We start from the raw sequence: 24,761 nt of genomic DNA on the forward strand, positions 1-24,761 counted from the left end.
GGTTAGACTTTGGCAACCCTGTTGCTGTCCTCCATCATAGCGGCCAGCTTGGCAACCGTTGGCTTCAGGTAAAGGAAGCGGGCCGGTATGGCCGTTCCCAGCATACTCTCCATGTGGACGATAAGTTCAGACAGGAGAAGTGAATTGCCGCCAAGCGAGAAAAAATGGTCATGGATGCCGACAGGCTCCACCGACAAGTTCTCTCCCCACAGTCTGGCAAGATCGGATTCCATGGCATTCCGCGGCGCAACATAAGGAGTGCTCAATCTGCGAGGCGAGCGCACAGCTGCAGGCAATTGGTTGCGGTCTACCTTCCCGTTCGGTGTTAACGGCATTTCCGCAATGGGCATCATGGCCCAAGGGATCATATAGGGAGGCAGGTGCTGGCACAGGTAAGCGTGCAAGCCCATTACGATGTCCGCTTCGCTAGCCACGGAACCTGTGGTTACCACGTACGCAAGCAGGCGCTTGTTCCCGAAGCCGTCCTCCTGTGTCACGACTACGGCAGCCTGTATCTCTCCATATTGGGTGATCACCGTCTCGATATCATCCGGCTCCACTCGGTAGCCTTGAATCTTGACCTGCCTGTCCACCCGGCCCATAAACTCCACGCTGCCGTCTTCAAGCCAGCGAGCAAGGTCCCCTGTTCTCAGCATGCGAGCTCCCGGCACCTTGCTCCACGGATTCGGAATGAACTTGCTCGCCGTCTCTGCCGGGTTATTGAGATACCCGCTCGCTAACCCCGCTCCGGCAACATACAGTTCCCCTTCCTGCCCTACAGGCATCGGATTCAGATTCGAATCAGAGATCATAATCCATGTTCCATTGATGGGCGAGCCGATAGGGACGGTAGGGTGAGAGGTCATCGTGTTGGTGGTCCAGCAGGTGGAGAAGGTCGTGTTTTCGGTTGGACCGTAACCATTGGTAAACGTCAGATGCGGATGCGCGCTCAGAAGTAGTTCAAGGTGTGCAGGAGAAATCACATCCCCGCCTGCGATGACATGCTTCAGTCCCTGAAAGGCAGCAAGATAGGAGTTCACCATCACTTGAAAAAGTCCGGCCGTCAGCCATAAGGTCGTTACCCCTTCCGCTTGGATAGTTGCGGACAGCACATCCGGCCGAATCATCCCGCAATCGTAAATGACCAGCCGCCCGCCATTGGTGAGCGGGGCCCAAATTTCGAACGTCGAGGCGTCAAAGGCCACAGGAGAAATAAGCAGAAATACATCTTCTGGTGTAAAAGAGAAGTCTTTGGTGTTATCGACCAGACGAGCAACTGCCCGATGCGGTACACACACGCCTTTCGGTGTGCCCGTTGAGCCTGATGTATAGCTGATATAAGCCAAATGCTCCGGCGTCACTTCCACGTTGCCTCTGCAAGGAGCCAGGGCGAACGTTTCCTGTTCGCGATCCAGCAGCAGCACAGGAACGGATGGATCCACAAAACGCTCCCTGAAGCGGTGTTGGGTAAGGACGAGACAAGGCGCAGCATCCTTAAGGATAACATCCTGCCTGGCCTGCGGGATTGTCGTCTCCAACGACAGATAGCAGCCTCCTGCCTTCAAGATGCCTAATAGAGAAATGACCAGTTCTAAGGATCGCTCTGCCAGTACCATCACGATACGGTCAGGACCAACCTGGAATTGCGCCAATCGATTCGCCAGCGCCTCCGCCGCTTCATCCACTTCGCGGTACGTCATGTGCTTGGAAGCATAGCTCAAAGCAATGGCATCAGGCGTTGCATGCACATGATGTTGAAACAGGTGATGAATGCAGGCGGGAGGCATCAAGGGCTTAACGCTTCCGCACCAGGATTGCTCTGGCATCCTATGCCCCGAGTCGGCGTGAACCGCTACCGCATTCATCGGCCCACAGGGATTTGAAAGCCTCTGTTGCCGGCTTACTCGTCGCATATCCTTCCAGACGCTGCCGATCTCCTCCAGACATTCTTCGAGCGTTCCCTCATAGCCCGTACTATGCCAGCCGTAAGCATTGTCTTCTGCTGCAGGCCAAATGGAATATTGTCCCTCGCTATTTATAAGCGTTTTATACCGCAATTGGACTGACATCAGACCGACTCCTTCGCTTCATGGTTATCGGATTTCAGATAAGCTGCGATCCTCCCGACGTTCGGGGCACTCATGATGGAATAGTGGTCTCCGTCAAGCAGGATGCTATCGACTTGCTTGGCATAGTTGCTCCAGTCAAGATCCAGGGTCAAGGCCTCTTCCTCCTCCTTGGCCCTGAACCAGACTAGCGTTCCGTCAAACCATTGGGGAACATGCTCGTACATCGCCTTAAAATTGGCTTTAAAGATGTTGTAGAAGTGATGAAGACCATCCTCTCCGGGACTCCAGGCCTCTGCTCGCTTGTCGGACACCTCCCCCATCCTCTGCACGCCTGCAAAATCATGCAGGAAATGCTCCTTCCATTCGTTCTCCGAAAACTCAGGTTCGTCTTCGGTCTGGGGCCTGAGCCTTGCATCCAGCAGCACCAGCATGCCAACGGCTTGTCCTGCCTTCCGGAACTCGCAAGCCATTTCATGTGCAACAATGCCGCCGTACGACCAGCCTAACAAGGAATAAGGCCCCTTTGGCTGTACCGTCCTTATTCGTCGAATATATTGATGTGCCATCTCCTTGATCGAGGAAGGTGGACAGTCGCTCATCCCGCTTATCTGTTCAGCCTGGATGGCATAAACAGGCCGATCTCCCCCTAAAGCCTGTGGAAAAGCGTTGTAGCATACGACGCTCCCGCCTACAGGGTGAATGCAAAATAGAGGCGGATGTGAGCCTGAGGTGCTCAAAGCGACAAGGGCCGACGGCTTCTGCCCCTCTGCCTGGTCCTTGCTCAGCAACCCTGCCAGCCGTTCAATCGTATCGTACTCCAATAGGGAGGATACAGGTAATTTGCGGGTGAACTCCTGCTCCACCCTTGCCATGAGCTGAATGGCAAGCAGCGAATTTCCTCCCAAATGAAAGAACGAGTCCTTGATGCTGGGGGCAGATACCTGAAGGACCTGTTCCCAGATGTCCGACAATTTTTGCTGCCGCTGATCGGTTGGCGGCTGGAATAGGGATTTCTGCGCTGCACCATCGCTCCTATCAAGCTGTGGAAGAGCTTTCCGATCTAATTTCCCGCTCGCGGTTAGCGGCATCTCCTGGATAAACATCCAGCGGGCAGGGATCATGTATTCAGGCATGCGATTTTTCAGGAAGTCGTACAACTCCTTAACGGCCATGTGCCTATCTAGCTTTCTTTTGACGATACAGGCAACGATTTGCAACTGTTGCTGATGGTCCTCGGTTGCATATACCGCGCATGCTGCGATATCGGGATGCCCTGCCAGCCTTGCCTCGATGTCGCCCAACTCGACGCGGTGACCGCGTATTTTTACCTGCTGATCGAGACGGCCAATGTATTCGATAGCACCGTGTGGAAGATATCTGGCTTCATCTCCCGTTTTATACAGACGGGCATCCGGGTCATCACTGAACGGGTCCGCGATGAACCTCTCGGCGTTCAGATCCGGACGGTTATGATAGCCGCGGGCTAGGCAGACACCGCCAATATACAGCTCGCCAGGCACACCGACAGGCACCGGTTGCATCTGTTCATTCAGCAGCCGGATATAGGTGTTGGCAATCGGATAGCCGATCGGTACATGGGCATCTTCCCGTCCGCATTCCCAACTGGTCACATCAACAGCAGCCTCGGTAGGTCCGTACAGATTATGCAATTCACAAGACAATTTTTCGAAAAACAGCTGCTTCAGCGCTGGAGACAGCGCTTCTCCGCTACAGATGACCCTCTTCAGGGGCGTGCACTGCTCGACTTCGGTTTGTGCCAGAAAAGCATGAAGCATGGAAGGCACAAAATGAATGGTTGTAATGCGTTCTTCTCGAATGACCTTGATCAGATATTCCGGGTCCTTATGCCCTTCAGGCTCTGCAATGACGAGCCCGGCTCCCGCGATCAATGGCCAGAACAATTCCCATACCGAGACGTCGAATGTAAACGGCGTTTTTTGCAGGACCCGATCCATCCCGTTCAACCGATACTTGCGCTGCATCCAGAGCAGACGATTGGCAATGGCCTTATGCTCGATTAATACTCCCTTGGGCTTTCCGGTAGAGCCGGACGTATACATCATATAAGCAAGCTGTTCCGGGCGGCACGAACCATTGATGTTCGTAACAGGCTCAGCAGCCAAACCCTCACACATCCGTTCCATATACAGGACTACGCCCTCATAGCCCGCAAATAACGAAGCCCACTTTGCGCTCGTTACGACAAGGCCCAGCTCTGCATCGCGAAGCAGTTCATGAACGAAGGCTGCCGGATGATGCGGATGAATCGGAACATAGGCGCCACCCGCCTTTACGATGCCGATCAAGCCCGTGACCAGCTCGATGGACCTCTCCAGGCAAATTCCTGCTTTTACGTCCGGCCCCAGCCCATGCCTGCGCAAATAATGGGCCATCCGGTTCGCCTTTTCATTGCAGTCGCGGTAGGTTAACCGCTGCTCCTGATAGATCAGAGCCAGGTGGTCAGGCGTTCTCTCCACTTGCTGCTCGAACAACTTGTGCAGCAGATGAACTTCAGGAAAATGTGTTGACGTTTGATTCCATTGCGCCATGTCGTGCAGCTCTTGCGCAGAGAGCAAGAAAGTGTGGTCTGCAACTTCATTGGTATGGTAAGCGATAGCTTCCAGCGCCTTCTGATAATATCCGGCCGTCCGTTTTATTTGCGCTTCGCAATACAGAGCTTGATCCCAACGGATCGCCAATTTTAACGCACCGCTTTCTCCATCTAGCGAAAATTCGGCTCCGAATGGGAAACTGTTATCTGCCTGCCCCCGTTCCTCATCAATGCGCAATTTTGCATAAGAATTCAATTTCTGTTCAGACACATAGAAATGAGTGAAGTTAAAGAACGTCTCAAACAGTCTTCCGCTTCCGGTATCCTGTTGAATTTGCGCCATAGGATAGCGGCGATATTGCAGCATTTCCTGTTCTTTTTCCCACGCCCTTTCCGCGATGTGCATCCAGCTTCCTCCATCCAGCTGCATGCGGAAGGGCAATGTATTCAAGAACAAGCCCAGGGCACGATCCCCGTCCTTCTGTTCAAGGCGGCCATGAAACAATACCCCTGTCGTAATGTCCCGCTGATTGGTTACCATTTTTAAGATTTGCATATGGACAGCTAGCAGCCAGCTTTTAACCGGAATGAGCGTCCTCTGCGCTACATCCTGCACGGCTCGCGACAGGGACGGGGAAATCTCGACGTCCTTGAGTTGCATGTCCGGCGGCATGGGGGCACCCTGCTCCCATTGAGGCAGCCGAATACGGGAAAATCCCCGCAGTTGCCTCTGCCAGTATTGCTTGTGCTCTCGGGATTGCAACGCATTCCCTTCTTCTCTGACATATTGCTTGAATGTGGACTGCAATGGCGAAGTATTCTCCAATGCCTGATTTTGAAGCATGCGATCAACCGTTGCAAATAACTCCGCCGTAAAATGAGCTACACTCCAACCATCCAGAAGGGAATGATGCATCGACACAAACAGTTGCATCCAATCCTCCGCGCGCTGATGAATATGGACGCGGAACAGCGACTGACTCCAATCAAAAGGGGTGTTCATTTCCTGCCCCACCCATTCCTGCAGCCATGCTTGCTGCTGCTCAGGATCCATATCGCTTACCTGGAAATACTTGATAGGCAGCTTCCCTATGGCATGCACCAATTGTAGAGGAATGCTGTAATTGGAAAGGTCAAATGTGGTGCGTAATATGGGATGACGTCCAATCAACAGCTGAAAGGCTTGCTCCCACACCTCTTTATGGAAGGGGCCGCGGATGGAAAACGGAATCAGGTCATGGTACAGCCTGGATTCGGGATACCATTCGCTCTGGAACAGCATGCCTTGCTGCAGTTGAGTCAGCGGATAAGCATCCTCTGCATCTTCAGGCAGGTTGGCCCGGTCTGTAGTAGGGACCAGATCAAATCTTCCGTCAGGAGCCTGCGGCAGCTCCCGCTTTATGTGGACATGCGGCGCAAGCTCCCGAATAGTCTGGTAGGATAGCAAATCCCGAATGCCAAACTGCAGATTCGACTCCTTCGCGAGGGCAATCATTGACAGCATGCGAATGGAGTCTCCCCCGCACACAAAGTAGTTGTCCTTCACACTGATGTGTTGGATTTCCAGGACACGCTCCCAAATGCTTACCAGCATCTCCTCCATTCGGGTGGAAGGAGGCATATAGGATGACTGCTTTGCTTTGTGCTCCGTTTGCCGCTGGAGATGCCCGTACTCAATCTCCCCATTTGCCCGACGCGGGAGGCTATTCACCCAATGCATCGTGGGCGGAATCATATATTCCGGGAGCTTGTCCCGCAGAAAATGCTGAACCTTATAGACGGGTGCCGTCTGTCCAGTCTCGGCAACGAGATAAGCCATCACATATTCAACGCCATGCTCATCCCTGCATGCCTGCACAGCGACATCCCGAATCAGGCTGTGTTCAAGGCAAGCGCTTCGTATTTCTTCAAGTTCGACGCCAAACCCGCCAAGCTCCGCGCAGTTCCTCAAGCTGCGCAGATACTCGATCTCGCCAGTAGGCAAATAACGGCCGATATCGTCAGTCCGGTAAAGCCAGACCCCAGCCTCGTCCGTAATCGAATGATAGCTCCAGCGCCTAGCGCGCCGCTTGGCATGATACAAGCTTGCATGCTCCGTATCCGGCTCACTCACATGCATCGTCCCCGCTGCGCCCATGGGCACGACTTCACCGTTGGCATCCAAAATAAAAATCGTTCGTCCTTCCAAAGCAAAGCCAATCCGCCGATCAAGTCTTGTGCATTCGTTGCCGCCTGCCTGAATGATCCGGCAGCTAACGGCGCCTCCCAGCTCGGTAACGCCGTATATTTGAACAAGCTGCGGGCGTGAGCGGGCATTACGCGTAAACCATTGCTCCAGGGAGGGCACGGCTACTATTTTTCCTTTGATAAAAATGGTTCGAAGGGCAAGCTTGTCCTTCATTTCCACTTCATTCATCCCGATCCATGAAAAGAACGAAGCAGCGGTCAGCGTAAGCATAGTTACCTTTTCCTTCACCAGCAGCTCATGCAAATAGTTAGGATGATCCGCGATCCAGCTTGGCATGATCACCAGTTTTCCGCCGTAAAGGAGTGGACACAATATTTCCCATGCAGCTAACTCACTGTCCAACGAATGCAGCAAAGTCCACACATCGTTGTTATCGAAATGAAACGTTCCGGCTGCCGATTCGAATAACCGCATCAGCCTGTAATGGGGCACGACGACAGCTTCAGATGCACCGGACGCATCGGAAGTCACATATAGATATGCTCCATGATGCAGGGCTACCTGCGACTCCGGATTGCCATCTTGCGCCTCCAAAGGCCAGCTCTGCTCCATGCAAAGCACCGTATGGCCCCCTTGCGGAAGTTGTCGTTGCTGGGCCTCGTTGGTAACAATGCAGGATACCTCGGCAGTTTGCAGCAGGGAGCTGTTTCTCTCCGCAGGATCAGCGGGATTCAAGGCAACGCAGCAACCACCTGCCTTCCAAATGGCTAACATGCCGACAATCAAATCCAGGGAGCGGTCAAGCCATATTGCTACAGGCGTGTCGGGACCTATGCCCTGCTTCCGCAAATGCCACGCCATTCTATTGGCTCTTTGGTTGAGTTCAGAATAGGTAAGCGACTCGCCATCGCCATGATAGCGAATAGCCGTGGCATCCGGAATCGAAGCAGCCAAGCTTTCAAATCTGTGATGACAGCATGTCGCATTCTGATGGTGAAAAGCGGTGCCGGCTTGCGGATGCAGCTGCTGATGTTTGGACCGCTTCTCTTGCTCGCGGACAAAAGGAATCTGCCAGATCCGTTGATCCATATCCTCTAAAATGCGTTCCATCAAGCCGATAAAATGTGCGGATAGCTGCGCAATCAGATCGCGATCATACAAACGCTGTTGATATTCAAATATGCCATGCCAGCCGTTAGAGGTTTCCGCCATGTCCAGATAAAGCTCAAATTTGGCGGTCCCCACATTCAATTCCAGCGGTTGGATATCCAAATGAGGCAAGTTCAGTTCCAGCTTGGGATGGTTCTGGAATGAGAACATCGCCTGAAAGATCGGCGTCTGCCCCAAGGTTCTCTCGGGGGCAAGCCGTTCTACCAACAGGTCAAAAGGAACATCCTGGTGCTCGTAAGCTTCGAGCGCCGTCATTTTTAGCTGCTGCAGCATCTCCCGAAACGTGGGATTATGCTGCATGCAGGTGCGCAGCGCCATCGTATTTACGAACATCCCGATGACGTTCTCAAGCTCGATATGATGACGATTCGCAATCGGTGTCCCGATAATAATATCATCCTGTCCCGAATAACGGGCCAGCAGCAATTGGTACACGGCCAATAAACCGATAAAAAGGGTCGTCCCGCTATTGCTGCAGAGCTGTGCGAATCGTTCGGACAGCTCCAATGGGATGAAAAAGTCGAAGCAAGCGCCTGTGTTGTCGCTTAGAAGCGGCCGCGACGGGTCAACAGGCAAATCCAAACAAGGCAGCTCTCCTTCCAGATGCTGCTCCCAGAAAAGCAATTGCTTCTCTAACCATTCACCCTGCAAGCGCTCTCTTTGCCATTGGGAAAAGTCAGCCACCTGAATGGGCAGCTCCGGCAACTTCGCCTCCCTTCCCTCCAGCGCCGCAGCGTATAACATGCTCAGTTCCCGCAAGAAGACGGAACAGGACCAGCCATCCGTAATCATATGGTGCATATTGATCAGCAGGTAGTGTTCGTGCTTAGTAATGGAGTAAAGCACCATTCGGAAAAGTGGGGCCTGCTCCAATGAAAACGGTCTGCGGACATCCTCCATGATCCGGTCATTGATCTGCAGGGCAGCTTCGGCGGATAGCTCAATATGACAAACGGTAGCGTCCAGTTCCGGAACAATAACTTGTACCATGTCATCGTCTTCCACCGCAAAATACGTGCGCAATGATTCATGCCGCTCCACCAGCGTATGAACGGATTGCTGCAGCATGGTGATATCGACAGGCCCATCGAGTTTATACAGCAGCGGCACATGATAGACGGAAGGATCGGATATCGTCTCCTGTACAAACCATATTCTTCTCTGGGCAAAAGACGCCGGAAACAAATCATGGTTACTGCTAATCGGTGTACTCAATGGGTCAGTCCCCTTTTTCCTCAAATGATTGCTTATGATCGCTTCAAGATTTGATCCCTCTGGGTTTTCTGAAAACCTTTGGAATTGTCATATTACACTCCACTTCCATCTTGTTGATAAGTTGAGCCAGCTCGACAATCGTTGGTGCATCGAACATCGCTTTGATAGGTACATTTTTGGACAATTCCTTTCGCATCAATGAGATGACTTGGGTAGCCAGCAGGGAATGGCCGCCAATGTCAAAGAAGTTCTCCGTCGTGCCAACGGCTTCACGATGCAGGATTTGACACCATATACGGGATAACCGAGCCTCCGTTTCATTAACAGGCGTCGCTTGGGCGACACCTGCCGCCGGGTAAGCATCCGGTTGGGGAAGAAGCTCCCGGTTCACCTTCCCTCCCGCTGTAACAGGAAAAGACGCCAACGCGATATAGAAGGATGGATGCATATATACCGGCAGATGCTGCTTGACTTCACGGCGGATCATATCCAAGGAGTTCGCTCCATGTTTGCACGTTACATAAGCAACGAGTTGCTTTTCAGGAACAAGCAGGTCATCCCTGACGGTCACCAAAACTTGCTCCACCTCCGGAAGCTGTTCCAAACAGGCTTCAATTTCTCCAAGCTCCACACGATAACCTCTGATCTTGACTTGAGCATCCTTTCTTCCGATATATTCGACCTGACCGTCGGTGCGATAACGCCCATAATCTCCCGTCCGATATAAACGTTCGCCTTGACGGAACGGATGAGGAATAAAAGCCTTGGCCGTTAACTCCGGTTGATGTAGGTAGCCTTGGGCCAGTCTTGTTCCGCCGATAAACAATTCTCCCGCAACGCCCACCGGAACAGGCTGCTGCAAATGATCCAAAAGATACAGCTGCGTATGAGGCAAAGGCCTTCCGATCGGGAGTTCCGTGCACTCCTCCTGGAGCGGATCAAGATCATCATAATAGGTAGTTGCGGCTATCGTTGCTTCTGTCGGCCCATAGGCGTTGCTCCAACGAATGCGCCCCTGCGTGATTTGCCTCCATTTTTTATATATCGCTATCGAGGCTTTCTCTCCCCCGACAGACAGCAGCTTCAAGGATGCAGGGAAAGCATCCGTGTCTTCCCACTCGCGAACGAACAGGTGCCAATATGCCGTCGGCAAATAAAGCACGCTGATCTGTTTGGCGTGTAACCAGCGCAGGAACTGATGCGTATCCAGCACCGATTTGGGACGCAGCACGAGTGTAGCTCCCGCCAGCAGGGCCGGAAACATTTCATGGATGGAGAAGTCGAAGCTGATGGCCGAGAATTGCACGATCCGGTCATGTTCATTCAGCCTGTTGCCCGCAATAACGGACAGAACATGATCCGCGAGAGAACGCTGTGAAATCATAACCCCTTTAGGTTTGCCGGTTGACCCTGAGGTATAGATCACGTAAGCGGTTTGGTCCAGGGATACGACTGGTGTCTCGCTTGCCTCCCCCTGGACCGTCTGTCCTTGCGTAAGCTGGTCAACCAGTATGACATGGTCAGGATTAACCGGCAGCTGATCCATCAAAAGCGAGTGCGTCAGGACAACCGCCATCCGGCTGTTCTCCACCATCCACCTGATCCTCTCGGCGGGATACTCCGGATCGAGCGGCACAAAGCACGCCCCTATTTTCAATGTCCCGAGCATGGACGCAACCAGCTCCATCGAGCGCTCCACATAAATGCCAATGATCGTGCCAGCCCCCGCTTGTCTGGTCCGCAGCATAGACGAAATGGCCTCGGCTTGGGCATGAAGCTCTTCATAGGTCATCGCCCGCTCGCCATCTTCAATCGCCGCAGCCTGCGGACGCCGCCGCACGGATTGCTCAAAGCGCTGATACATATCTTGGTCCTCTACATGGGCTGCCTCCGTATGATTCCAATCGACAAGCAGTTGCCTCCGTTCCTCCTCAGTCAACAGAGAAGCACGGGAGATCGCTTCATCCGGCTGCTGCAGCATGCCCTCCAACAGCTGCAAATAATGCCTGGCAAACCGCTCTATCGTCGCTCGCTCAAACAAGTCCGCGGCGTATTCGATCGTCACATGGATGTCCTCATCTTCTTCCTCAACAAACATGCTGAGATCAAACAGCGAATGTTTGTTTTCCAGCTCAACCTGGCTGAATTGTAACAATGGCTTCGGGCAGGCATGCTGCGCATTGTGCAGGGAGAACATCACCTGAAATACGGGAGAAAAGCCTGAAGTTCTTTCCGGCTGCAGCTCCTGTACCAATTTTTCAAAAGGAATGTCCTGGTGGGAGAATGCCTCCATCGTTGCCTTTTTAACGCTCGTCAGCAGCTCTCTCCAGGTAAACTCCGGAGACACGCTCGTCCTGATCACCAGCGTATTCACGAAAAATCCGATCAACCTCTCCCATTCCGTCCGGTTGCGATTGGTCATGGGAGAGCCGACCAGCAGGTCTTGCTCCCCGGTATACCGATAGAGCAGGGCCTGAAATATCGTAAGCAGCGTCATATACAAAGATACGTTTTCCTGCTTGCCGAATCGCCTTGCTTTTCTGGCAAGCCGGCCCTCCATCGTAAAGCTGATGCTTGAGCCGCGATACGATGGCTGGAGTGGACGCGGGCGATCGGTTGGCAATCGCAGGATGGGAAGCTTGCCCTGCAGCTGGTTCTTCCAGTAGCTCAATTGTTTTTCCCATACAACGCCTTGAAGCATATTACGCTGCCACACCGCATAATCAACGTATTGCAGGGACAGGGCTTCCGGTTGATAAGCAGGATCATGCTTGCAGCGCGCATAATTTTCCCACCATTCCTGTTCCAGCAAAGACATGGACCAGCCATCGAAAATGATATGATGCACTACCAACAGCAGAACCCACGCTTCATCATGCACACGGTATAAGCTGGCCCTGATTAACGGGTCTCGGGCAAGATCAAACGGCTGCTGTTCCTCCTGCGCGATCAGGGCATGGAGTCTGGATTGTTGATGCTCTCCCTCCACGTTCCTCAAGTCAACCTGCCGTAAGGGATAGGACCAGGAAGGATGAATGATCTGCAGCGGCAATCCGTCCCTATCGACAACATTGGTGCGCAGGCTTTCGTGCCGGTCAATCAACTGCCGATAGCTCTTTTCCAGGACAGAGGCATCCAGTTCCCCTTTTATCCTTACCGCCTTGGAGATGTTATACATCGATGTTCCCGGTTGGAGCTGTTCAAAAAACCATATTCTCTCTTGCGCAAATGAAAGCGGCATATCAGGCTCACGCTGTACAGGAGCGATGCTTTCGATTGAAAGATGTTTGTGCTGCCCGAGGCAATGCTCCAAATGTGCGCTGAAGTCACGCAACTGCGGAAACTCAAAAATCGTATACAAGGGCAAATCGGTCTGAAAAGCACTTTTCACCCGCGAAATCACCTTTATTGCCAATAAAGAGTGCCCGCCCAGCTCAAAAAATTGGTCTTCCAGCCCGACGTTTTCGCATCCCAGGATGTCTGCCCAGATCATGGCGACGCCCTTTTCCGTCGCTGTAACCGGAGCCGTTTTCTCTTTCCCGGTTAGGTTTCGCTTGGGCTGCGGCAGAGCAGATCGGCTTACCTTTCCGCTCGGTGATAATGGCAGCTCCTCCAGCTTCATGAAAATCGTAGGAAGCATGTAGTCCGGCAGCTTCTTTTTCAAATGCTCCCTTACCTCATGTTCAACGATATCCCGATCAGCAACGAGATATGCCACCAGCTCCTGCGTCGATTGATGTTCCTTCCAACCCACGACCACCGTCTCCCGGATTCCAGGAAAGGTGCTGATGACCGCTTCAACTTCACCCGGTTCCACGCGAAAACCACGAATTTTGACCTGCTCATCTATTCTGCCTAAAAATTCAACCTCACCGCTTGGCAGGAAACGGGCCAAATCGCCCGATCTGTACATGCGCTGATCCGGTTCCTGCGCGAACGGATTCGGAACGAAGCTATCCGCCGTAAGCTCCTCCCGGTTCAAATACCCTCTCGCCAAACAAATACCGCCAATGTACAGCTCCCCGGATACGCCAACGGGCACAGGCTGAAGCTGGCTGTCGAGGATATATATCTCGCAGTTGTCAATCGGTTTTCCGATCGGCGGAAGCGACTCGACTGTGTCTATATCCTCAATCCTATATGCGGTCACGACATGAGTTTCCGTTGGCCCGTAGTGATTTTGAACCGTGCAATGCCCCAGTTTTTTCAACCAGTTTCTGATCTGCGGCGTAATGCGCAGCTGCTCTCCCGAGACGGTAATATCTGTGATCGCATATTCAATGCCTTCGATCGGTTCGGCAGCCTCGGCCAATTGCTGCAAGCTGATGTAGGGCAAATGCAGGCGCTTAATCTTATGGTCAGCCATTAGCTCAAGCAGGCGCTCCGGGTTTTTGCGGGTCTTCTCATCAACGACAATGACCGTTCCCCCGTTACCGAAGGCCGAAAACATCTCGTGACACGACATATCAAAATTCAGGGTAGAGAATTGAAGCACCGTCGCCTGATGCGGCGAGTTCAAATTTTTATTCTGCCAGGCGATCAGATTCACGATCGGACGATGGTTCATCACGATGCCTTTCGGCTTGCCCGTTGAGCCGGAAGTATACAGAATATATAGCATATGATCGGGACCTACGCCGGAAGCCGGAGCCTCGGCAGCCGCCGCAAGCTCTTGCATATGATCCAGAAGGAACAGGCTTGAGTTAACCCCACCGAGCAATGAGACAAGGGAGGACTGGGTAATCACAACCGGAACTTGGGTATCCTCCAACATGTAGATCAGACGGTCCTGAGGATATTGCGGGTCAAGCGGTACATAAGCCCCGCCTGCCTTCAGTACGCCGAGTACCGCAACGACCATTGCCAACGATCGGTTCATGCAGATGCCAACGCACACATCCGGGCCAACCCCATAGGCTTGCAGATTGAAAGCCAGCCCGTTGGACAGGTGATCCAATTCCTGATACGTTAGGCACGTATCCTTGAATGTGACGGCCGTTTTGTCAGGAGTTCGCTTGGCCTGCCGTACCAAAAAATCGTGCAGGCAGATGTCATCCGGGTAGGGAACGGCTGTCTGATTCCATTGGTACAGGAGTTGCTGGCGTTCCTCGCTGGACATGAGCGGAAGCTGTGAAATCGGCAGGTCCGGATTCTCGACGACTCCCCGCAATAAAAGCAGGTAGTGTTCGATAAGGTGAGCGATGGTGTCTCCTGCGAACCGATCCGTACGATACTCGACTCCCCCCGACATGCCTTCCGCGTTCTCAATCAGGGTCAGCTCCAGATCAAACTTTGACGTTTGGTTGTCCACCTCAAGAGACCGCACCTGAAGCCCGTCCAGATTCAGCCCAACATCGTCGTTCAGATTGAACAGCACTTGAAACAACGGCGTTCCACTTTCATTTCTGTCTGGCTGTACCGCCACGACAATCGTATCGAACGGCACATCCTGATTCGCATACGCAGCCAGCGTTTCTTGTTTGACCTGATGCAGGAGGTCCACAAAGGACATTTCCCCGAGCAAAGAGGTACGAATCGCCAGCGTGTTTACGAAAAAACCGATCAGATTCTCGACTTCTTCCAGCTTGCGGTTGGCAATCGGCGTGCCAACGATCAGATCCGCTTGTCCTGTGTATCGGAAAAGAAGAATGATATAGACGGTTAAAAATGCCATAAATGGAGTTGCCCCGTGACTCCGGCTAAGCTGCTTTACCGAGGCAGTCAAGCCAGAGGGAAGCGCCAACGAGGCAAATGCACCTGTAAACGTTTGCCGGGAAGGACTCGGAAAATCATACGGAAGCTGCAATACCGGCAAATTTCCGCTCAGCTTTTCCTTCCAATAAGACAACTGCCGCTCGATTTCGCTTCCCTTCAAGTATTCATTCTGCCAGTGTGCATAATCCGCGTATTGGATCGCCAATGGCGGGAGAGGAGAAGCTTCATCATGTACGTTGGCGCGATACAGAACCTCCAGTTCATGGCACAAGATGCCCGTTGACCAGCCGTCAAACACGATGTGATGGATGTTGAGCATAAAAAAATGATCGTCCGGCTGCATGCAAATCAGCCTGGAGCGCATCAGCGGACCACTCGATAAATCAAACGGCGTCTGTGCTTCCTGCTGGAGCAGTTCCATAGCCGCAAGCTCCCTGTCCGCTTCGGGAAGCTGCGTTACATCTGTCACATTCCATTTGTATTTAGGCAGATCAAGGATCATTTGAACGGGCTCTCCGTCCTGGACGAGAAATATGGTCCGAAGCGACTCGTGCCTGCTGACGATTTGCTGGAGACTTTGCTGTAATGCACCCGTGTCTAGCTTTCCTTGGAGACGGAACAGGAACGGAATATTGTAACATGCGTTTTGCGGATATAGTCGATCCAGAAACCAAAGCCTTTTTTGAGCAGAGGACACCGGAGAAGGACCTGTCCGCAGTACAGGTTGAACGGTTGTCTGTACAGCCGTGCTTTCCCCTCTATGTTGCAGCAGTTTATTGATCAATTCCTGTTTGGCCGCATGAATTGCTGGCTTGCGAGTGCCCGTCTCCATTTCAAATTCTCCTCCCGTAGGATCTGATTAATAGCTGTCTGTTATAAGCAGCGTAGCGTATTGGTGTGGAAAATCGTAACCTCGCCATGCAATGTGCTCATCAAATGGTAAGCTTTATGTAGTTGCCGGCCGTACTCGACATCGGTCTGGTCCAGCAATATCCCGATGCAAGTACCGCTATGCGTAATCACAATGCCTAGCCCGTTGACCGCATTGCAGATGTCGAGCACCTGATCCATTTGCCTTTTTTCCAGCAGTCGCTGATTCAGAATTGCACTTCGCGTGGAAATCTCACCCATAGCCTTTAGGTTGTGTCCTTTAATGGCGGAGGAAATGCTTGCGAGCAGGTCGTCGTATTCGGATTTCTCCGCTGCACCATAGGACCTGGAGATTTTGTTGAACTCGGCCGTATCGACTTCACCGCCCTCATCAATGCTTACAATTGACAGGTGGGGTACTAGGCCCAGACACTCACGGAGCCTTACAGCGTGATGGTAATAAGAAACAATCCCGTCATACATCACTCCGTCAGTCGACTCAATCTCCTGAATGAACCATTCCATCCGCTCTCTTGACAAATGTAAAGCAAAGCAATGATCAATGGCGCGGGCTGTTGCCACAATATCTGCCGAGGAACTGGCTAAGCCTTTGCCGACTGGAATATTGCTATTGATTTCAATCACGCCACCGATAGGAAGGTCGTAAAGTTGAAGAATCCGAAGCGCGATTTGCCTCGATTTCAATCGATAGCTGGGGGATACAATCAGATCAGGGAAGTCTGGCCGCGACTCAAACGTGACTTGTGAATAACGGTTGATTGGCAGCGTGATCAGAAAGTTCTGCTCATCTGTTCCAACACCCTGAAGCAATTCGCCGAAGGTTCCAAATGACTTGCCTACGCCGATAGGCTTGGCTACATTTTTTTCTTCCAAATACGGACTCATCTGACAATCCCCCTAGATTCAACAAAGTAAATAAGTTCGGCTTTGCTCTTGCTTCTTATGCAAATCCTTCCATCGTAAGGTTCGCTCCCGTTCTTGGATCGATAGCAGTGCGGCCACTTGATCCGGATGGGTAGAACCGAGAGATTTCTTTATGGTCAATCCGGACTCGGCAGAAAAGCACCGGATTAATACATCCGCTTGGATCTCGGCTGGATAGCCCAGCTCGCGGCACAACTCCTGCAGCAAATGCGGGTCAACGTCCGCGGGCAGCCTGCCTTGATCCATCATGGCTGTAATATACTTTCCTGCCACGATCTGTGCTTTTCGGTACGGAATATCAAATCGCAACGTCAATTGATTCGCTAAAGAGAAGCCACCGAAAAATTCCTTGGTGCACAGTCGTTCCATTTGTTCCCGATCAAACCTCATATGCGAAATCACATAAGTCAACAACTGGACTGCGGTTTGCATCGTCGCGAGCATCGTTAACAAGTTGCTTCCTCCCTCTTTTGCTGTCTCGACCATATTGGTGTAAGGTGTCCTTTGCTGCCCCATAACAAGGTCTATGTAATACGCCGGGATATGAGCCAATTTTCCTCTAATTCGTTCTAAAACGGTAAAATTTTTCTTCTGCGGCATCGCTGAAGAAATTCCGCATAAATGATCGGGCAAATCCATGAATCTATATTCGCTGCTGCCCCAGTTCATGAAATCCGTCACAAATCGGGTTAAGGCGACGCTGGCAGTAGACAACTCGGCACCGATAAGCAGCATAAATTCCTTGGAGGCAACGCCCATTAAGGCATGCCGGCAGTACCTTGTAAAACCGAGCATCTGTGCCATACGCATTCGATCCCACGGTAATTCGAGGCCCGACATCGCGCCCGAGCCTAACGGGCATGTATCCATGCTCATCCATTGGCTGTGCAAACGGTCGATGGTGTGGCCTATCTGTTCGTTCATGGCCGTAAAATAGAAACCGACGCTAATGATCTGTGCCGATTGATAATGCGTATAACCTGGCATTCGCACATGCACATGCTCCTGTGCCAATGGATGCATCGCATCGGAAAGTAAAAGAAACGCTTCGATGATCTCGAGCAGCTTGTCCCTTGCCAGCATCACCTGTGCGGTTGCCTGCACATCATTGCGGCTTCTGTCGAGATGCCATGCTGTCATCGAATGGCTTGTATTCTGCTCCACATAACGCTCAATGGCAAATAATATATCTGTCATATTTGCCTGTGGGTTACCAACTAATGTCTCGATATCTATCTGATCCAACTGAAGGATAATCGCTTGCAAAGCTTCCATATCGAGCAATCCCATCCGGGCATACTCCATCGAAATCACTTTCTCAATCCGTAGATAATAGGGCAGTAGATGCTCAACCTCGTATGTAAATTGCGGATGTAGAATCTCGTCATGGATGAAGGTACTTGGTTGTTCGAGCAGCCGGCCAGTGATAGCACTTTGACCTAACTCATTGAACAGGTTCATTATCTCCCTCCCGTTTTAAAAAATGATATTGGAAAAGAAGAGAAACATAATGATAGGAAACTTGTTGTGAAGAGTGAAAAGATTCTGGGTAGAAAAGCCAACCTTGATCAATGCAGACTGGTTTTATGAGGAAGGGGTGTTACATTCACTACTGTAGAAAAAATGAGTTGTGTATATGGATGGGCTAAGTTTATATTTTTTGCAAAAATCGAAATAATATCTTATTTAATATATGTTTAACACACTTCTCATGTCGAAGTAACTAGAATGATGTTGTCGAAACTTCTTTTTTTTATGGATGATTCACGTTTGGATCTCCGTTTTCGGAAAGCTGGCGGAGATGGCCTGAGAGAAGCCGATGAGGTTGTCGACACAGGTGTCTTGATGCGGAGGAGATCATTGTAGCAATCTATTTTTTCGCTATGGAGAACGGAAGAACAAACGGCACTGAAACGACTCAACGGGTAGCAGTAGGATGCGACAGCGAAAAATGATTATAAAATATTTTACCATAATTATGTAAGAATTGTGGGGCGAATCCTCCGGGGATTTTATGTGCACTATACATTCACACTAGATAATACTCTTACATACCAATATGATCATCGGCAAACTTTCTCTATTTTCGAACAATTGTTACGAATGGGATGAAAAAAAGTGCGTGACAGAACTATACGAATTAGAGAAAATCAGAGGGATGTTCATGAAATGTAATTCCTTGGTTTTGTTGCCTTCCTACCGGAATTGACAGGATGTTCCGTTAAAGAGGAGGGGCAGTTTTTCAGAGTGCGGATTCGCGGGAATGGTAAGCATGAGGAAAGCCCATGAACCAGGAAAAATGCCAAGATTCATGGGCTTCGGTGTGGAGGTTTAGTTACACACCAAAGGCTTTCAGCACAAAATGCAACACTGGAGCAGCCAGCACGCTGATTGCAACTGCGATTAGCGTCTCAATGATCATTTCAAACACTCCCTGATAAAAGATTCAAGAAACGATAATGTTCCTTGTACGATCTATATCGGAAAACTTTCTCTATTTTTGAACATTTATTACGGATGGGATGAAAAAAGGTGCATAGCGGATATATACGAGTGCAGTATCACGGAGTGTTAATAGAATGTAATTCCTTGGTTTTGTACCCTTCCTAGCGGTAATTGCATAGTCTTTTTTTTTTGATTTCATAGACACGCGCATGATTTACTTTGGACTCAAAGATCCGGCGTACTACCCTATTACGTTGCAATTTCTCGGATACGGAGATATCGATAGACTTCATGAACTGCATCATCAGGTTCTGGAGACTACCGCTTCGATCGGCTTCGTGCCCGAAGCGAGGCCGTACCGGCCCATATTACATTGGCACGCAAGTACAAGGGAACGGCGCCATGGGTATCCGATCCACTATTTTCTAGCTAGGAAATTGAACTTTGTTTTGTGAAGCAATAAAAAAGAATTGGAAGCAGTATGGAGCGTAAAGCGAGGCTGAAAATGGAAAAACATCTGCAAATCCTGTATTGTTGTAAGTCCTGCCAAACAACAAGAAGAGGAAAAGAATAACCTGGTTACCGCTCAGGATGCACAGAATGCCTTGAAAAACCTGTTCGCCGAGACGATTCAGGAAATGCTGGAGGCCGAGATGGATACGCATCTGGGACGGCGCTATTGTCAATAAAGCTGCGTACTTGGAAACAACATACAAAATCACCCGCATATCGAACCATATGGGTCTGGCCTTTGTATTGCTTCTTCATAATCAAAGAATCCTGTTATATCCGCATCCACCACCCCGTTCGTTTTCTTCGTCATGATGATTGTATGTAGTGTTCGCAGTGCATCATGACATCCACATCCAGGCCGAAATCCAAAAGAGGATTCCAACAAATCCCTTTCAGCTAATTCTCTGTTTGTAACGTGCCAAGCTCTCAGACCCCGGAGTGCCGATTCAAACTCACCAAAACGCTCGAACCGATATTGCCTTCTGTGTGTGTAACCACATCGGCCTGTCTCCACTTATATTTTCGAGGCTCCATCACTTCAGCTTTCGCTTTCGGCCCGCTATTTTGCCGTTCTACGCTTAAAGTTTTTCGTTACCGAATAACCTCCAAGAACTAGCTACAGGACTGCTGGTTAGGCTTTTTCCTGATGGGACTCCCACCCACTAGAATTAACGACCTTGCCCGGCCGCACTACACAAAACTCTTGACAGACCCCACAATCTCTTTATATGCATCCATAACAGGAGATTTACGTGATGGTTTCACGAGTTTCAAATTCCAGTCTGAACGATCTGCATATTTTTTTGCGGTTCTCCAGTGAATACCAACCTTTTCTGCAATTTCACCGATTGAAATCCCTTCTACTTCTCTAAGAAATTTGATACATTGTTGCTAAGGCATTTTCAACATCCTTTGTCTATCCCCTTCTCGCTTCTACTCAAACAAAACGATAGGGGAAGTATTGGGGTGCTGACAAGTGCCTCTTTCTTTTTCTAGTAAAAATGCAATTTAACTAGGCATTTTTATGCTGCAATTCTTAGCACTTTTAGTTTGCCATAAACAGTAATACTTCCTCCATTGATTATTAAATTGGCTAATCATCTCCTCTATTTTTGAAAATTGTTTATTGTAGTCGCACATTTGCTTGAATCCTTTCAATCTCTAAATCCTTTTTCAGTATACAAAGGGTTCTTTTAACAAATAAAGCAGACATAATACATCTTCCAACCCAATACAAGAGAAATCCAAGGTAAATACCAGTAAGCCCCCAATCCGTATATAAACCTGAAAGAATTGATACCGGTATTTGAAAAATCCATATCGGCAATACATTGGCATACATATCATAATTTGTTTTCCCTAAGGCTCTCAACACGCTAGCTAGGACACATGCACCACCGATAATTGGTGCCGATATACCAATAAGTAGGATTGAGTTTTTCGTTACCTCTACCACTTCATTAAAAGTTGTAAATGTGAATAATATGTACTCCGGAATTAATATAAAAGGTAAGGAGATGACCATGGTTCCCAGTAACACTATAATTAAAGTACTTTTAAAATACTTATAAACTTCATTTATATCCTTCTTACCCCAAAATCTACCAATTAGTATTTTTCCACCAATCCCCAAGCCCATAGCTATAATAAAAATGATCATATCAAGCTGGAAAGCTATTCTTCCCCCTGCTAAATATACAGATCCTAGTGTTCCCATGATGCCAAACACAACAAGGTTTGCAACATAATCAAAAATAGCTGATCCCATTGGTGGGTAGCTTAGCTTTTGAGATCGTAGGAAAGCTCGTATAGAAAAGTGCACTTGTATAAGAGAACTAATTTGAAGAATTTTTTCTTTCTTAAACGCTATCATAAGAAGAATTAGTCCAGATAAAGTAGCCAAACTACTACTAATACCAGCTCCCACTGCTTCAAAACGGGGAATTGGACCTATACCAAAAATAAAAAAGTACCCGAAAAAAATATTAGTAAGGTTCACTGTAAAGCTAGAATACATTGCCCACTTCGTTCGTTTATTTGCGTTTAAAGTATTTTTTAATAATGTAAAGGGTACCAAAAAAAATAATTCTGGGGAGCGAGCAAGTAAATAGGATAGGGTAATATTTGTAATATCAGGGTTTCCTACAATTAACCTAAAAATAGGTTTAGCAAAAATAGCCATAAGTAAAATGGACGATAGAGATATTATTAATCCAAAAATTAGGGTATAAAGCAAGGTTTCTTTGACTTTTTTTACATTATTCTCGCCAAAATACTTAGCTGCAAGCACCTCGTTACTCGTTAGAGAGGCCACAATAATGGAAGAAAAGAGAGAAAATATAGCAGCCCCGCCAGATACGCCTGCAAGTTGTTGTACATTCGTTCGGCCAATCATTAAAGTATCAGTAACCCCTAAGAAAATACTAGTTGTAGAACTAATAAATATGGGGAGCGATAGGATAAGGATTTGATAGTAAGAGGTTTCTTTAAAGCTCTTCACCGCCTTTCACCACCCGTTTGATAACCCACATTTATCGTATATAGAACTTGTTCTTGTAAATGATCCAGACTCAATAATTGAATTATCTTCCTATCACGATTAGCCGGAGTTACATTGCAAAACAAATTATTTTTTGTAGCTGCCAGCAGAAATTTTTGACAGATTTGAGCAGATGTTATATAAGTATTCCGCAGTTCTCTCTCATGACGATATCTCCACTGCTTTCGAGTATAGTTTACAGAAATAATTATCATGCATGTAGGGTAACTCGTTTTCATCGTCTTTTTGCTCAATAAGTTGTGAATATACCATGAGTTATCTTCAAAAGTTATCTTTACTGATGCATGTGTAATCAATTTTGTTGCTTTCTCAATAGTTTTCATCTCATTAAACCACCTAATTTGATAATTTAAATAATAACCCAAGAGAAACTCCTGGGTTATTATTTAAGTAAATTCTAGTTAGGAGCATTATCCATTTGGCGAAGGGCCATTGGCATAATTTTTCATTTCATCCATTTTTATCACCTCCCTCAGAAATAAATGTAACATTATTCCAAGGAAAATTAAATACTAATTTTAAATATTTCTTAAAATAATATTTTTACGGTAATATAGGGTTAGTACGCTCAAAATACAAAGTATTTTACAGACTCGAACTTGATGTTTATAACGGTAAGACAAGCTTGAACAGCCAAAAGAGCTAAGCTCCGGTTTCGGAACGCAGCTCTTTAACGATGATGCAGAACTCATGTAATTTGACCTTCGGTTTGCATCATTCTGATTTATTCATCTCATTCTCAACATACTGAAGCGCCTGATACGCATTCACCATTCGAGCCCACCTGGCTGTGGAATCATTCGCGTGTAGCGGTACTGCTGTATCCTTTACAATATCAGTAATTTCTGCGGGCGTCTTCTTTAGCTTATATTCATTGAGTTTTTGCATAACCAAAGCATAGGTAGCAGAAACAGCGGAAGTCGCTAAACTTGCGCCGATATCCAAATCATATCCCTTCGGCAAACCGATCGTTTGCGCAATAGCCGATTGCTCTAAATAGGTTGGAAATGTTGTTAAAAGGGGAAAACGAAAATCAAATTCATCTTGGTGAGCCATTGGCCCATAGCTTCCACCAGGGGCATAGAAATCAATCTTTTTGCCATAATTTGAATAAGGAGCCGGCATTCGCTCTAATGTTGAGGCCCCTACAGTTACTACCTTAGGAATAATGGAGGGCAAGCGAATAACCTTTGTGCCATCTTCTCCTGTCGGAATCAATTGATTAATATTGCGTCCTTCATTGCCAGCTGAGTTTACAATGATGCTACCTTTACGATTTGCATAATCGATCGCACGTCGGAATGCCTCAACAACCGTGCCCCCAACTTTATCTGTGTAAGTTTGATAAATCCCTGAGCTAATGTTAAGTATCTGATGGCCATCATCCGTGGCTGTCACCATGGCTTTGATCATCCAAAATGCTCTTCCCCCCTCACGACTAAACACCTTATAGGGTACAATTCCAACTTGAGGAGCAACACCTGATATGTTTCCATTGGCAGCAATAATGCCTGCCACCTTCGTTCCATGTCCGTTAACATCCATTGTAGTCGCCTCTCCTGGCACAAATGAGCGTCCAGGAGCGATAATATTGTCTACCAGATCCGGATGGTTTAGATCAATTCCGCTATCCAAAATAGCTATCGTAACATCATGGTTACCTTTAGCTATAGCATAACTTTTTTTCCCCTCCGTCACATCATGAACACCCCACTGCCCGTAAAAATGCGCTTTGGGATCATGTTGAAAATATAAGCTTGATTGTTTGGAAGGAGCAGAAGCATCCGTTGAATAGTGGGCGGTTAGCGCGGTATCCAATTCAAGCGGGTTCACAACTTCTGCTTCTTGGACGATGTATTTTCCATATCTTGCATGAATATACTTGCTTGCGTTATCTATAACCTCCTTTTCGTGATGTTCAATTTGGATGACGCCTATCTCGTTTATACGATCCAATTTCAATGTAGGAAATTTTTCAGTTAACTCTATTATCATGGGTTGCACATGATGCTTAGCTTTCAGAACGATCATTTGAGCATAGGCTGCGGCTACCCGTTGAGTCGTTTCAGTGCCGTTTGCTGATAAGTCATTATGGTTCGTGCACGTAAATAATAACACCATCGTTGCGATAAGAAGCGATTTAATTATCGTTAACGTTATCGCTTTCATTTTAGTTCCCCTTCGGATTGTATAAGTAATTTGGCGGCGATACATTTTTGATAAAGTAGACCGCATCTAACTGTTTATCCGGTACGATCAACCGTTCAAAGCTTCCGAATTCCAGTATGATCGTTTTTCGGCTAAGCCACTTAGTTTCAGACTTTACTTGCATCCGGCTGAAATCGAGAAAGCCGACTTCCGCTTGCTGATGGTTCATATAATCTTCCAGGCTCTTTTTGCGTGGCTTAGTAACTGTACATGCCAATAAACACTTCAAGAAAATGTAAACCAAAAAAACTGACAGTATCCCTATGCAGCTCTAAGCTGTGTTTGAATTTG

The 24,761-nt window shown here is 48.7% G+C and carries 9 protein-coding genes and 1 pseudogene; 1 reads left to right on the plus strand and 9 read right to left on the minus strand.

What is annotated here, in order from left to right; all coding sequences use genetic code 11:
• Positions 1-2: 2 nt before the first annotated feature.
• The 5 genes from PPOP_RS19005 to PPOP_RS19025 are packed head-to-tail and all read right to left on the minus strand — an operon-like array spanning position 3 to position 18,205.
• Positions 3-2,069: an amino acid adenylation domain-containing protein gene (locus PPOP_RS19005; RefSeq protein WP_006288343.1), complete on the minus strand. Its 2,067-nt coding sequence runs from the start codon at positions 2,067-2,069 to the stop codon at positions 3-5.
• Positions 2,069-9,214 (minus strand): non-ribosomal peptide synthetase, encoded by a 7,146-nt coding sequence (locus PPOP_RS19010; protein ID WP_148278021.1) that lies wholly within the window; start codon positions 9,212-9,214, stop codon positions 2,069-2,071. The genes PPOP_RS19005 and PPOP_RS19010 overlap by 1 nt, the downstream gene beginning before the upstream one ends.
• 43 nt (positions 9,215-9,257) lie before the next feature.
• Positions 9,258-15,761, minus strand: a complete 6,504-nt coding sequence (locus tag PPOP_RS19015; RefSeq protein WP_052516665.1) for a non-ribosomal peptide synthetase — start codon at positions 15,759-15,761, stop codon at positions 9,258-9,260.
• Between the two features lie 41 nt (positions 15,762-15,802).
• Positions 15,803-16,705: a GHMP family kinase ATP-binding protein gene (locus PPOP_RS19020; protein WP_006288346.1), complete on the minus strand. Its 903-nt coding sequence runs from the start codon at positions 16,703-16,705 to the stop codon at positions 15,803-15,805.
• 18 nt (positions 16,706-16,723) lie between these two features.
• Complete coding sequence (locus tag PPOP_RS19025; protein ID WP_006288347.1) at positions 16,724-18,205, minus strand: argininosuccinate lyase; 1,482 nt, start codon at positions 18,203-18,205, stop codon at positions 16,724-16,726.
• Between the two features lie 1,514 nt (positions 18,206-19,719).
• On the opposite strand from PPOP_RS19025, the pseudogene PPOP_RS24960 reads away from it, so the two are divergent.
• A pseudogene (locus tag PPOP_RS24960) lies at positions 19,720-19,860 on the plus strand (IS256 family transposase); the annotation flags it as partial.
• 965 nt (positions 19,861-20,825) lie between these two features.
• Here the strand turns inward: PPOP_RS24960 and PPOP_RS19030 are convergent.
• From PPOP_RS19030 to PPOP_RS23145, 4 genes are all read right to left on the minus strand, one after another.
• Positions 20,826-22,202 (minus strand): MATE family efflux transporter, encoded by a 1,377-nt coding sequence (locus tag PPOP_RS19030; protein ID WP_006288348.1) that lies wholly within the window; start codon positions 22,200-22,202, stop codon positions 20,826-20,828.
• Complete coding sequence (locus PPOP_RS19035) at positions 22,199-22,585, minus strand: nitroreductase family protein (RefSeq protein WP_006288349.1); 387 nt, start codon at positions 22,583-22,585, stop codon at positions 22,199-22,201. The genes PPOP_RS19030 and PPOP_RS19035 overlap by 4 nt, the downstream gene beginning before the upstream one ends.
• 391 nt (positions 22,586-22,976) lie before the next feature.
• Positions 22,977-24,431 carry a S8 family serine peptidase gene (locus PPOP_RS19700; protein WP_052516666.1) on the minus strand — a complete coding sequence of 485 codons (1,455 nt, stop codon included), beginning with the start codon at positions 24,429-24,431 and terminating at the stop codon, positions 22,977-22,979.
• A 1-nt stretch (position 24,432) separates the two neighbouring features.
• Entirely contained in the window at positions 24,433-24,639 is a 207-nt protein-coding gene (locus PPOP_RS23145; RefSeq protein ID WP_042230294.1) for a hypothetical protein, read from the minus strand.
• Positions 24,640-24,761: the final 122 nt, after the last annotated feature.

It is taken from the genome of Paenibacillus popilliae ATCC 14706, assembly GCF_000315235.1.
Classification (GTDB): Bacteria; Bacillota; Bacilli; order Paenibacillales; family Paenibacillaceae; genus Paenibacillus_B; species Paenibacillus_B popilliae.